Consider the following 12,185-nt stretch of genomic DNA (forward strand, 5'->3'; position numbering starts at 1 on the left):
GAGCAAAAGAAATGGATAATCAATAAAATGGTGGAAAGGTGATGAAACCATTGTGTAAAGATGATTTAGAAAAACTAATTACTGATAATATGGAAACAGGATATTTTACTGGTGGTATAGAAAAGAAACTTGTAGATAAAATAGAAGAAGATTTGGATATTTTACTTCCAAATAGTTATAAACATTTCCTAATGAAATATGGAAGTGGTGGAATTTTTGGTGTCGATATTCTAGGTGCCGGTAAGACTGACCAACCCTTTGTAGTAACTGAAACGGAAAAATATAGACAAAAAGGTTTAGAAAAGGATTTAGTACTAATTGAAGACTGTGATGAATTTCTCTATTGTTTAGATACTAGTGAAATGGTTAACGAAGAATGCCCAGTAGTTTCATGGGATCAACATGAGGGGATAGATAGTATTGAATCGGCTAATTTTTGTAAGTTCTTATTAGAGAGATTTATAGACTCAAAGGAAGCTTGGGAAGAAGACTTTTAATCACTTGAAGAAGGAATTTTGATGACTTTGAAACCTATCCTACCTTTGGACGTAGGGATAGGTTTCTTGTATACCATATTGGCCATTGTGCTAGTCCCCTCACTGCTTTAAGGCGCTAAAGTGAAATGTTTAGAAACCACAAGAATGGAGAGTAGAAAATGAAGTGCAAGGTTAGAGGGACGTGGGGGCAGGTTTATCTTCCAAGGGTGTCGGGATAACTTTCTATTTATAAAAGTTTTGTAGAGAAATTTCTGCAAGACTTTTTTTGTTTTCCGAGATTAGTAGAATGTTTAGAAATGGTGAACCCATCAGGAATTTACGACAATCAAGGGGCAAGTCGTTAACAGTGTCGAAGTGAAAAATGACAAAAATGAATGGCAAGGTAAGTATTTCACTCTGCTCGATGGTAAGAAGGATAGAGAGTTCACCGATTCAGATGGCAATGTGAGTTACGAGTTTGTGAGTGAGATACCTGAGGATCGGTTTCAGCCAGGGGAGAAGAGCTTCCTAGAAAAAACATGTGATGGCGTGGCGATCATCGCACTTGTCACCAAAAGAAAAAAGAAGTAAACTGCCCTGTCCCTTCCAAAGATTTGAGTAGCTAACTTCTTTAATCAAGACATCTGTACTTTGACCATCCGCAATGGGAGCGGCATGTATGTTGCTTAGGTCAGGTGTTCAAAGCACTTGACTTTTGTTTTATTGTATTTACTTTTATTAATTATTATATATAATACATACTAGTTTTTCCAATATTAAAGTATTATGCAGTCCTATTATAAATTGCCAAAAGACGCGGGGACAGGTTCCTTGTCCACAGAAAAGTGGTCAGTTTCCCACCGCATTAATGCGCTACATACACATATTCATCAGTAGGATTTTCCTCTACAATTTAATAATCTACAGCATAACCTCTCAGAACATGTATAAATAAGCTAACTAGGCACTTAGAAGAGTCTATGATGACATACCGAATTCTGCTTTAAAAGATTGTTCATTAAAACCTAAGTTACTGCTCGATTCTATTGATACGGAAGGAGAACTACAGGATTCGTTTTTAGAATTCATAGAAGAAAGAGATAGTAACAGCTAATTGGATTTTTTATCACAGAGGTTTTCATAAAGCACAGTTAAATATATAAATAATTTAAATGAATTCGATTACCTTGATTGGCTATGCCTTTCAAGTTTTCTTTTTTATGAGGGACTACCTAGTTTCTATAAGATTCTAGTTGATAGGGATAAGACAACGTCGTCATGGATTGGGAGTATCTTTATGTTTCCCACAGAAGCGAAAAACCGCATAGCTAAGTACTTTTTCATATTTATTTATCTGATGAAGTGATGATTGAATCTGAAGGTGGACTATTACCCTCATGCATATGGACCGTGGAAAAGAATTTAGATCATGAGGTACTTGTTCTCTTGGTAATTGAAGTTACTGATAGGCAATTAGAGAATAAAAGATTTAGATAAAACAAACAGCCATAAGAACAACCCCTGTTCTAGTGGCTCTCTTTTCCGCACTTACTGGGTCAATCATCTGCAGCACTTATGAACTTCGGTTCCTTTCAAAATGAATTCCATATATTGGAGAAATTAAAAATCGATTTAATATATATTTTTTTGCAAAAAGTACTTTTATTCTGAAAATTTATATGATAATATATAACTTGTATACAACATATATATATCTAAGGGAGGAAGTTATTTATGCAAATTTTAAATCGTATTGGGAATAGGCAATTAAGTCCAAAAATGAAGGAACGCTTTAATAAGGTAGAACCAGCTACTATTGGTCATCATTTACATTATGGTTTCATGGATCCACGAGTTAAATCGATGTTACAAAATGTGAACGTTGTCGGTACCGCTTTTACTGTGAGAACAAATGTAAACGATTCCACGATGGTTCATAAAGCAGTTAGTTTAGCGGAAGAAGGCGATGTAATTGTTATCGATAGAACAGGTGATAACAAACATGCTCCTGTAGGTGAAATAGTAGCATATGCAGCGAATTCTCGTAAAATTGCTGGGATTATTATTGATGGTCCATGTACAGATATTCAAGCAATTCGAGAAATTGGTCTCCCTGTTTTTGCCACTGGGCTATCTCCGATTACAACAAAGCTTTATGGTGACAGCGGAGAGATTAATACGACTGTTCAATGTGGAGGGGTCACAGTAAATCCTGGAGACCTCATAGTGGCAGATGATAACGGCGTCTTAGTTCTTTCTCAAGATTTGGATTATGAAAAGGTATTAGAAAAAGCAGAAGCAAGTGAAAGAAGAGAGCCCGAAACGAAGAAACTTTTAGATAGTGGTAGAACTTTGAGTAGCATATCAAGGGCTGATCAACTAATAGAGGAATTTTACGCTAAACAATAGGGGGGGAGTATCTGTGAAGAAGCTAATTTTATTGACGGTAGGTTTATTGATGCTAGCAATTGTAAGTGCTTGTTCAAGTTCTAGCTCAAGCTCTAATAGTGGAGATGGTCCGATTGAACTTAAGTTAGGTACAAAAATGCCAAATGAATCATCTGAAGGAGAGGCGTTTAACCGCTTTGCAGAAATCGTTGAAGAAAAGAGTGGGGGAGAACTTATTGTTAACGTTTTTCCCGCTGAACAATTAGGAAAAGGAACGACCCAGATTGACAATATGTTACTAGGTACACAGGATATGTATGCGGAATCAATTACTTATTTTAGTGACTACGATCCCAGGGCTGAGATAGGTACGGTTCCGTTCCTTTTCAGGGACTTTGAACATTTCCAGAAGTTTAATACCGGTGAAATGGGACAAGAAATTTACGATACATTGGTTTCTGAAGGTATTCGTATTCTAAACACAGAAAGGAATTTTAGAAGAGGGCCTTATCGTGTACTTGTATCTAATACACCAGTTAAAACAGTTGAAGACCTCGAAGGATTAAAAATTCGTTCATTCGAATCTGAATTTTATTCTGGTGCATATGAGTCTGTAGGTGCTAATCCGACTGTTATTGCTTGGACAGAAACATATTTGGGAATCAATCAGAACTTAGTAAATGCAGCCACTTCCCCAATTTCATTAGTATGGCCAATGAAGTTTACAGAAGTCGCACCACATGTAACGCTTATCGATGAATATCCACAAGAGGTGGTAATTGCGATGAACGAAGAAAAGTTTTCCTCATTATCAGAAGAACATCAACAAATATTAATGGATGCGGCTAACCAAGCTGGTGAAGAGGCAACAAAAAAACTTGATGAAGAGGTAGAAGAACATCTTCAATTGATGAAAGATGAGCATGAAATCAAGATTCATGAAATTGATAAAGAAGTTTGGATAGAAGCATTTTCTGATTACCATTATCAGTTAGAGGAAGAAGGAAGAATTCCTGAAGGCTATATCGATCAGATTAAATCTATTGAGTAAGGAAGGTGATGATATATGAAAAAATTAATTCATAGAATCGCTAATATTTACTTAGTCATCTCCCTTTTAGGATTACTGGTCTTTATCAGCATATTATCTGTTGAAATCGTATTACGATACTTTTTTAGTAATTCGATTATTTGGTCACAGGAGTTCTTTTCTATATTAATTTGTTGGATTACATTCTTAGGGTTTGGCAAGATTTTAGTTGATCAGGAAGACATTATGATTACGTTTCTGATGAAAAAGATTTCTGAATCCAAACAAAGAATAGTATCTATTTTTAATAGCATTTTAATGGTATTTACCTCAAGTGTATTACTCTATTATTCTACCATGCTAACTATTAGACATATGGAAAACACAACAACCATTATGAAATGGCCATCAGCTCTTTTTTATATACCTATTGTGTTATTGATGATACTAGTCGTTTTAACTTCCATTTATAATACGTACTTGGCTTATAAATCTGAGCTTAATCTATTTACTGGGGAAGAGGAGGAATAGATATGATACTTGGTATTACATTGTTCCTCGTATTCTTACTATTACTAGCTATTGGTTTTCCTGTTTCTTTTGCAATGATTTTATCAACTCTTGTTGCATTAGTAATGGGTGGGTATACGCTAGAAGTTTTGACCCTACAGATAGTAGAAGGAATCAAAGGATATACACTACTTGCTATTCCACTATTCATACTAGCTGGTAATTTAATGAATTCTGCAGGGATTACCCAACGGATTTTTGATTTTGCAACAGCTCTTGTTGGTCACGTACGAGGCGGCCTAGCTCAAGTAAATATCTTTGCAAGTGTTATCTTCTCCGGTATTTCAGGGACAGCCGTCGGGGACCAGGCAGGCCTTGGAGCTATTGAAATGAAGGCAATGGTTGAAAAAGGCTATAAGAAACCCTTTAGTGCAGCACTTACCCTAGCATCATCTGTTATTGGTGCGATTATTCCACCAAGTGTACCGTTCATTATTTATGCCTATTTAGCAGAAGTTTCAGTTGAAAAGTTATTTATAGCTGGTGTATTACCAGGATTATTAATTGCGACGATACTATCCGTTTATGTCTACTTTGGAGTATCTCGTGGCATTATTACAGCTCCACCTGCTGAACCGTTTGAAATGAAGTCTTTACTGCAAACTATTAAAGATGGTTTTTTTGCCTTACTTGCACCTTTAGTTATATTAGGTGGAATGCTTGGGGGAATTGTAACACCTACAGAAGCAGGGGCAATAGCTGTTGTTTATTCACTATTCTGTGCAGTCATTTATAAAGAATTTAACTGGGAAAATTTAAAGAGTGGCTTTATTGCAAGCTTAGGTTCAACAGCCTTAATTATGTTCCTAATTGGTGTTGGAACAGCAATGGGGTGGATTATCTCTGCTGAGCAATTACCAATTCTATTATCAGATTTCTTATTGGATTTAACGGAGAATAAATATGTAATGTTGCTGATTATTAACTTCTTACTTTTATTCTTGGGAAGTATCATGGAAGGTATACCAATCAAGTTAATTATGATTCCAATTTTATTACCAATTATGGATAGCCTTGGAATTGATCGAATTCACTTTGGAGTTGTTATGTCGTATAACCTATTATTAGGTATGATTACACCACCAGTAGGATTAGGTTTATACGTAATAAGTCGCGTTGGGAAGGTATCGTTTGAAAAGGTTGTTAGGAATGTACTTCCATTATATATACCATTAATACTAGCGTTAATTATTTTGACGTACTTCCCACAAATTTCATTATGGTTACCGAATTTGTTAACAAAATAGTAGTGAGGACTTGAATTTATTACGAGGAGGAATTAAATATGAAAATTGCTGCGATTCAATTAAATTCAAAATCTAATAAACAAGAAAACTTGGATAAAGCAAGAAGCTTTATTACGAAGGCCGCTGTAGATGGAGCAGAACTTGTATCCTTACCAGAGTATTTTAATTTCATGGGTCAAGATACGAAAAAGAGAGAGAACGCAGAAAATATCCCAAATGGGGAAACAACAGAATTACTTTCACAACTAGCAAAAAAATATTCTATTTTTATCCATGCTGGTAGTATTGTAGAAAAATATAACGATGAAAAGTCTTATAACTCAAGTTTCGTTATTAATCCAGAGGGAAATATCATAGCAAAGTACCATAAGATTCACTTGTTTGATATTGGAATTGAAGGAATGCCAACTTATAAAGAGTCCGATAGAATTCAAGGTGGAAATGAGCCTGTAATGGTAGATTTACCATTTGGAAAAGCGGGTTTAAGTATTTGTTATGATTTGCGATTCCCTGAACTATTTAGAAGTTACGCACTAAATGGGGCAAAAATCCTATTTATTCCAGCAGCATTTACTAGATATACTGGTATGCTACATTGGGAAGCACTTCTTAGAGCACGTGCGATTGAAAACCAATGCTATGTAGTTGCTGCTGCTCAATTTGGTAGTCACTTGCCAGGAAAAGAATGCTATGGAAACAGTTTAATTATTGATCCGTGGGGTACGGTGATTGCTAGGGCTTCTGAAGGTGAAGGTGTTATTATGGCAGAAATTGATGATGAACTCGTGAAAGGTGCAAGAGAAAGTATTCCTTGCTTAAATCATCGAAAACCAGAAGTTTATCAGAATAACTCAGTCGTAAAAAGTATGTATTAGTAAGCTTTAAAAGTACGTGTTGACAGGTAGAGGGCGATGGAATGGAACTTTCAGACATTTTTCAATCAATCATAATGATTACCTTTATGATTGCAATCGGTGCAATTATTTCAAGGACATTTATTTTTAATCATGATACTCAAAAGCTCTTTATTACCCTTATTGTGAATGTTGCCATGCCATGTATTATACTATCTAGTATTTTTCATGTTAATATGGAAGATGATATCTTCAAAAAAATACTAATAGTATTTTTACTTTCAATATTAATTAATCTTTTGGGTATCCTGATTGGTTGGATTTTAGCACGTATTTTCTTTAAAGACAACAAAGTAAAAAGTGAATTAGCCATCATGTCTGGACTGGGAAATACAGCGTTTATTGGGATTCCTTTATGCGCTGTACTTTTCGGTACAGAAGGTGCTTTATATGCGGCAATTTTCGACGCTGGGGTTGATTTTGTTATTTGGACGATTTGTGTTTTACTTCTCCAAAAGGATATGAACTTTTCTTTTCAGATGTTTAAATCAATGATAAATACCCCAATTATTGCTATCGTTGCCGGATTAACATTGGCATACTTCAATCTAAAACCGCCAACACTCTTTATAGATTTAACAGATCAGCTTTCGGTTTTAGCTGCACCTTTAGCTATGTTTTATATTGGAGTTTTACTAATGAATATTTACCGACGGAAGAAGTTCCATGGTGCAAAACCAATTATTTTACTTCCGATTACGGTGAAATTAATTATTTTACCGATTATAGTTGCTCTGGTTATTCCTATTTTTCCGGTAGATAAGGTCATAAGTCAAGTTATCATTGTTCAATCCATGATGCCAACATTACACTTGGCTTCAATCCTATTCGCGAAATACTCAGCAGACGAGGAATTGGGCGCTACAACAACAGTGGTTTCTACCATTGTTAGCTTTTCTACCATTCCCCTAATTATATTGCTGGTGAATACATTTTTTTAAGTTAGGTAAAAGAGGGAGAGGTACCGTGTACTTCCCGCATTTTATCAAATGATCAGGATAAATTATCATTTTATGCATGAAAGTAGGTGAAACGATTGTACTTAAAAGATATTGCCTACGAGAAGATAAAAAAAATGATTATTCTAGAAGAGATTACAGGCCCTACAGTTTCAGAGCAAGAATTAGTGAAGAAATTAGGAATGAGTAGAACTCCAATACGAGAAGCTTTACAAAGACTTCAAAATGATGATAAATTCCTTGAAATATCTCCCAAAAGAGGTATTTATATAAGAGAAATTACGATAAGTGAAGTTAGGGATTTGATGGATATCAGGCTGGCAATTGAATTATATTCAATGAATCATATATCGGATCTTTTCACAGATGAACACTTATCCATTTTAGAAGAACATGTAAAGTATCAAGAAGAAATGGAAAAAAAGTGGGATATCTATGAATTTTTGAAGTCAGACTTAGAATATCATGAAGCACTATTAAATGTTTTTGGTAATGAAGAATTCATTAAGGTACTAAATAATATTAGTGACCGCTTGCTTCGAAATGGTATGAAAGTATTTACAAGGGAAAAGGAAAGAATTCGAAAATCTTTTGAAGCTCATAAATTGATTAATAACTATCTACGAGATAAAAATTTCGAAGCAGCTGCAAAGGCAATGGAGGAGCATATTATTATGGGGAAGAGAATGCATTTGTCCTAGGTTATGAAATTATTACTAGTGTTACATACGGGTTTAGGCCAATGGCTCACAGCCCCCACTCGTTAATGTGCTAAAGTTCACAGTTTAAAGAGGGGAAGTTTCACTTTTCTCCATATTCTATGAAATACTAATTTAAGAGGCCCTACCCAGAGTTCCTTTCTGTGGGGGTCTCTTTTTTACGCTATATGATTTAATAGAATTGGAGAACGAGTTCGGAATAAAATTTCACAACTCGATAGTTGAGTATTTTAATTCTTATTGGTTTGCAGAGTTGGACGGGTTTATCAAAAACTATTATGTCAAATTAGAACCTGTTTTACCAGATTATGAATTAAATTCATTTAGTGATCTATTAAATGGATATAGGAATAATCATCAGAATAAATTAAATTATATTCCTTTAGGTATGGAGGGGAACGGTTTATTGGTAGTAATCGACAATAGCTCTGGTAAGGTTTATTTAGAGGATTTTGAAAGGAAAAACTTTGAATATATGATAGATGACATAGCTGCATTAATAAATAATCTTAGGCTATGGAAGGGGAACCTGGATTCTTAGTGACGCACACTTATAATCGGGTGTAAGAAACTGTTCTTCAAACTATAATAATTGAACAGGTAGTAACAGCTATCATTATGACAAAAGGAGCATAGGGACAGCATAGGTACCCCGTTCGGTATAACATATCTACTTTTCAATGAAGCTTTGAAAAGTAGATACGTATAATGAGGGAAACCTATAAGGACGGTTCTTTAACGGGGGACATCGACCGCTTTGTTGCAAAAGTTGAGGTGCTGAAATCCCTTATATTTTCATTGCTTTGAAAGTCACCATGTTATGAACCCCCACTCTGACAAGGGTATCTACTTTATAATTCACATAGTAGATCTATGAATCAGAATATCTAAATAGTTTCGAAGAGCCAATCAGTAAAAACGGATGGTGTACCTGTTCCCCCCTGTTCTGTAGTATAATTATAAATATGAATATAAAAATAAATCTGAACAAACCTAGAAGGAGTGAAGCATCGTGAAATTAGTGATGAACTGGAATGAATGGTCTAGGCTTGATGCGATAGGCCTTGCCGAATTAGTACATAATGGTGAAATTACCCCGCAAGAAGTGGCTCAACAGGCAGCGAGTGGCATCAACGCCTTAAATCCTGAAATCAATTCCGTAATTGAGGTTTTTGATGATGTAGTCGATGACCCAACCAAGGATGGGATGAACACTGAGGGAGTCTTTGCAGGGGTGCCATATTTAATGAAGGACTTAGGACCTACCCTCAAAGGGCGTCTACAAGAAATGGGTTCTCTATTGATGAAGGGAAATCGTTCTACATCTGATAGTTTCCTAACAAAAAAGATTCGGAATTCTGGCCTTAATATCATCGGTCGGACGACAACACCAGAGTTTGGGCTCTGTAGTTCTGCTGAAAATCCGGACGTTTACATTACACGAAATCCGTGGGATCTTGACTATACAACTTGTGGTTCCTCAGCTGGAACGGCAGCTTCGGTTGCAGCCGGGATCGTTCCTATCTCGCATGCAACGGATGGCGGTGGTTCCATTCGAATTCCTGCAGGTGTCAACGGCAACATTGGCCTGAAACCGTCTCGGGGCGTTTTTTCACCAGCTCCCAACAGTTCGGACTTGATGAATGTGGTTTCTGCACAGGGGTGCCACACTCGAACTATTCGTGATACAGCTGCCTTTGTAGATAGTTGTAGAGGTGGAGCATCTGGTGAGTTCATGCCTTATTGGATGCCGAAGCAACCATACTCAGAGCTAATCCAACGTGATCCAGGAAAGCTTCGTATTGCTGTCTCACACGAATGGGGTGATTACCGTGCCACTCCGCATATTGTTTCAGAATTGGAAAAGGCAGCAAGGTTCCTTGAGGGACTTGGCCATCATGTTGAGTGGGTAATTCCGGATGTTAATTTACATGCATCCTATGAAGCACAAACCGCAGCCTATATCATGAAATTTGCGCAAACGATTTCTACTATACTAGAGCAAAAAGGATTGGAACAGCCGCCTGCTGACCTTATTGAACCGATGTGTATTCGCGTCTGGGAGGAAGGGCGTGATGCCTCCTATACGGAGCGTGCCAAGATGCAAGCACTGTTTAACGAAACTTCTCGTCAGCTTGGAACCTTCTTTCAGGATTGGGATATTATCCTTACCCCGACAATGGCCAAACCTACGCCATTGATTGGTACGAAGGAGTACTTGACTATAAGTGATAACCCATCAGTTTTAGACTGGTTCGAAAACCTTTGGAGCATATTCTCTTATACGCCGATTGCTAATCTGTGTGGCCTTCCAGGCATTTCATTGCCAATGGCTGAGCTGGAGAATGGGATGCCACTTGGAATTCATGCGCTAACCCGGCAAGGAGACGATGGATTGCTTCTTCAACTCGGTGCCCAGATTGAGCGCGCACTAAACGGAAAATGGAATCACGGCAAGAAACCTGCTGTACATGTATCAAATATTTAATTCATAATTTGAATCTATTTGTTGGAAAGGTATTAGCTAACGAAGCGGACACCTTATTTCAATCATTTATATCTTATCGTATAAAAAACAGATTGTTGATAAATTGTCGACAATCTGTTTTTATTTTGGAGGAAAAGGGGTGAAAACCGCGTATCACCTAAGAATGATACACCGCTTTTTATTACTAATGTTCACAGTTTTTACAAAACTTATAATTCTATTAATGTCCCTTTTAATGAAATGATAACAGGAGCCATAGCCGCTGTAGGATTGATGATTAAGATGCCCGTTGCCCAATACTGCTTGTGATAAAGTGGTAGTGAGGAACGGACATCTTTTTAGAACGAGAAAATGTAAAAAGATAAAGCTATGAATGAAAGTAGGTGTATGATGATAGAAGTGGGAAATCTTATGAATAGTATATGGTTTGGAGAAAAACCAACGCATTCCCAATTTGAAATGAAAGAAAATATTTTGAAGGCAAGCTCAGAGAAAGAGGTTTTATTGGATTTAATAGAAATATATAAAACAGGGGACTTTTCGCAAAAAGACGTATTGATGTAACCGTCAAGTATAATTAAACAATTTTCCACAATTAAGGTTCAACAGTTTCCCACAATTAAGATTCAACACCTGTTTCTTCAAATAAGGCTCGTCTGTATTTCATTCTAATACTGTCTTGATTTTCATCGAATGTAATGATTTCACTTCTATGAAGGAGGCGATCTAAGATCGCCGTTGTTAATGTTGTATCTCCCAAAAATTTCCCCCATTCACTTGGACCTTTATTAGACGTTAAAATGAACGCTGTCTTGTCATACATATCATAGATAAATTGAAAGAATAGTTGGGCATCCTGTGCCTCATAAGCCATATACATGACGTCGTCAATGATAATTAAATCCGATGCAGTAATCCGTTTGTACCTTGTTCTTGATTTGCTTATATACTCTCTTGTCTTTAATATATAGATTAAGTGATCCATAGATACAAAAGAAACTTGATACCCTTGGTTAACCGCGTAGATGCCTAACCCTGTTGATAAATGGGTTTTACCAACCCCAGGTGGCCCCATCATGATTAATGTGAAATTTTCTTCTACCCATGATAGTTCTTTAAGTACATTTAACTGTTTGTCACCAATTGCCGATTGCTCTTCCAAATTAAATTGTTCTAGTGTTAATGGTTGTGGAAATTCTGCCCATTTCATTAACTTACTACGATTTTTCTCTTCACGACAAGAAAGTTCATATCCTAGTAACTGATTAATGAATTCATAGTAGGTCCACCCCTTCGATTCAGCTTCCCTAAGCATATTTGGGAGTTCCTTTGCGGTTTCTGCTAGTCTAAGCGTTCTGCACTTTTGTTGAAGTTCGTTATAAGAATCTGTCATT

Annotated in this window: 13 protein-coding genes; 12 read left to right on the forward strand and 1 reads right to left on the reverse strand. The window is 36.4% G+C overall.

Annotation, left to right across the window (positions count from 1 at the left end):
- Positions 1 to 41 precede the first annotated feature (41 nt).
- The 12 genes from CAO17_RS00610 to imm47 all read left to right on the forward strand — a co-directional run bounded on the left by CAO17_RS00610 (position 42) and on the right by imm47 (position 11,355).
- Positions 42 to 497 (forward strand): SMI1/KNR4 family protein, encoded by a 456-nt coding sequence (locus CAO17_RS00610; RefSeq protein ID WP_342744166.1) that lies wholly within the window; start codon positions 42 to 44, stop codon positions 495 to 497.
- Positions 498 to 851: 354 nt separating this feature from the next.
- Complete coding sequence (locus CAO17_RS00615) at positions 852 to 1,067, forward strand: hypothetical protein (RefSeq protein ID WP_085990936.1); 216 nt, start codon at positions 852 to 854, stop codon at positions 1,065 to 1,067.
- 1,143 nt (positions 1,068 to 2,210) lie between these two features.
- The gene (locus CAO17_RS20900) at positions 2,211 to 2,885 is read left to right on the forward strand and encodes an RraA family protein (protein ID WP_085990937.1); all 675 of its coding nucleotides are present in this window, start codon (positions 2,211 to 2,213) and stop codon (positions 2,883 to 2,885) included.
- A gap of 13 nt (positions 2,886 to 2,898) precedes the next feature.
- A complete protein-coding gene (locus tag CAO17_RS00635; RefSeq protein WP_085990938.1) occupies positions 2,899 to 3,915 on the forward strand; it encodes a TRAP transporter substrate-binding protein in 1,017 nt (338 codons plus the stop codon).
- A gap of 15 nt (positions 3,916 to 3,930) precedes the next feature.
- The gene (locus tag CAO17_RS00640; RefSeq protein WP_085990939.1) at positions 3,931 to 4,425 is read left to right on the forward strand and encodes a TRAP transporter small permease; all 495 of its coding nucleotides are present in this window, start codon (positions 3,931 to 3,933) and stop codon (positions 4,423 to 4,425) included.
- A gap of 2 nt (positions 4,426 to 4,427) precedes the next feature.
- The gene (locus CAO17_RS00645) at positions 4,428 to 5,711 is read left to right on the forward strand and encodes a TRAP transporter large permease (RefSeq protein ID WP_085990940.1); all 1,284 of its coding nucleotides are present in this window, start codon (positions 4,428 to 4,430) and stop codon (positions 5,709 to 5,711) included.
- Positions 5,712 to 5,749: 38 nt separating this feature from the next.
- Entirely contained in the window at positions 5,750 to 6,586 is an 837-nt protein-coding gene (locus tag CAO17_RS00650; protein WP_085990941.1) for a carbon-nitrogen hydrolase family protein, read from the forward strand.
- Positions 6,587 to 6,627: 41 nt separating this feature from the next.
- On the forward strand, positions 6,628 to 7,566 hold the full coding sequence (locus tag CAO17_RS00655) for an AEC family transporter (RefSeq protein ID WP_085990942.1): 939 nt from the start codon (positions 6,628 to 6,630) through the stop codon (positions 7,564 to 7,566).
- A 95-nt stretch (positions 7,567 to 7,661) separates the two neighbouring features.
- On the forward strand, positions 7,662 to 8,285 hold the full coding sequence (locus CAO17_RS00660; RefSeq protein ID WP_085990943.1) for a GntR family transcriptional regulator: 624 nt from the start codon (positions 7,662 to 7,664) through the stop codon (positions 8,283 to 8,285).
- Positions 8,286 to 8,484: 199 nt separating this feature from the next.
- On the forward strand, positions 8,485 to 8,844 hold the full coding sequence (locus CAO17_RS00665) for a SecY-interacting protein Syd (RefSeq protein ID WP_245831723.1): 360 nt from the start codon (positions 8,485 to 8,487) through the stop codon (positions 8,842 to 8,844).
- 471 nt (positions 8,845 to 9,315) lie between these two features.
- Positions 9,316 to 10,791, forward strand: a complete 1,476-nt coding sequence (locus CAO17_RS00670; protein WP_143833687.1) for an amidase — start codon at positions 9,316 to 9,318, stop codon at positions 10,789 to 10,791.
- A 411-nt stretch (positions 10,792 to 11,202) separates the two neighbouring features.
- The gene (imm47, locus tag CAO17_RS20645) at positions 11,203 to 11,355 is read left to right on the forward strand and encodes an Imm47 family immunity protein (RefSeq protein ID WP_245831724.1); all 153 of its coding nucleotides are present in this window, start codon (positions 11,203 to 11,205) and stop codon (positions 11,353 to 11,355) included.
- 55 nt (positions 11,356 to 11,410) lie between these two features.
- Here the strand turns inward: imm47 and istB are convergent, their stop codons facing one another.
- Positions 11,411 to 12,184 carry an IS21-like element helper ATPase IstB gene (istB, locus tag CAO17_RS00675; RefSeq protein ID WP_085990945.1) on the reverse strand — a complete coding sequence of 258 codons (774 nt, stop codon included), beginning with the start codon at positions 12,182 to 12,184 and terminating at the stop codon, positions 11,411 to 11,413.
- Position 12,185 lies beyond the last annotated feature (1 nt).

Origin of the sequence: Oceanobacillus senegalensis (genome assembly GCF_900176885.1) — a bacterium.
Lineage (GTDB): Bacteria > Bacillota > Bacilli > Bacillales > Amphibacillaceae > Oceanobacillus > Oceanobacillus senegalensis.

What these genes read in the sequence shown, in the direction of transcription:
- CAO17_RS00610 (WP_342744166.1), top strand. Translation starts at nt 42, where the DNA reads ATGAAACCATTGTGTAAAGATGATTTAGAAAAACTAATTACTGATAAT.
- CAO17_RS20900 (WP_085990937.1), top strand. Translation starts at nt 2,211, where the DNA reads ATGCAAATTTTAAATCGTATTGGGAATAGGCAATTAAGTCCAAAAATG.
- CAO17_RS00640 (WP_085990939.1), top strand. Translation starts at nt 3,931, where the DNA reads ATGAAAAAATTAATTCATAGAATCGCTAATATTTACTTAGTCATCTCC.
- CAO17_RS00645 (WP_085990940.1), top strand. Translation starts at nt 4,428, where the DNA reads ATGATACTTGGTATTACATTGTTCCTCGTATTCTTACTATTACTAGCT.
- CAO17_RS00650 (WP_085990941.1), top strand. Translation starts at nt 5,750, where the DNA reads ATGAAAATTGCTGCGATTCAATTAAATTCAAAATCTAATAAACAAGAA.
- CAO17_RS00655 (WP_085990942.1), top strand. Translation starts at nt 6,628, where the DNA reads ATGGAACTTTCAGACATTTTTCAATCAATCATAATGATTACCTTTATG.
- imm47 (WP_245831724.1), top strand. Translation starts at nt 11,203, where the DNA reads ATGAATAGTATATGGTTTGGAGAAAAACCAACGCATTCCCAATTTGAA.
- istB (WP_085990945.1), bottom strand. Translation starts at nt 12,184, where the DNA reads ATGACAGATTCTTATAACGAACTTCAACAAAAGTGCAGAACGCTTAGA.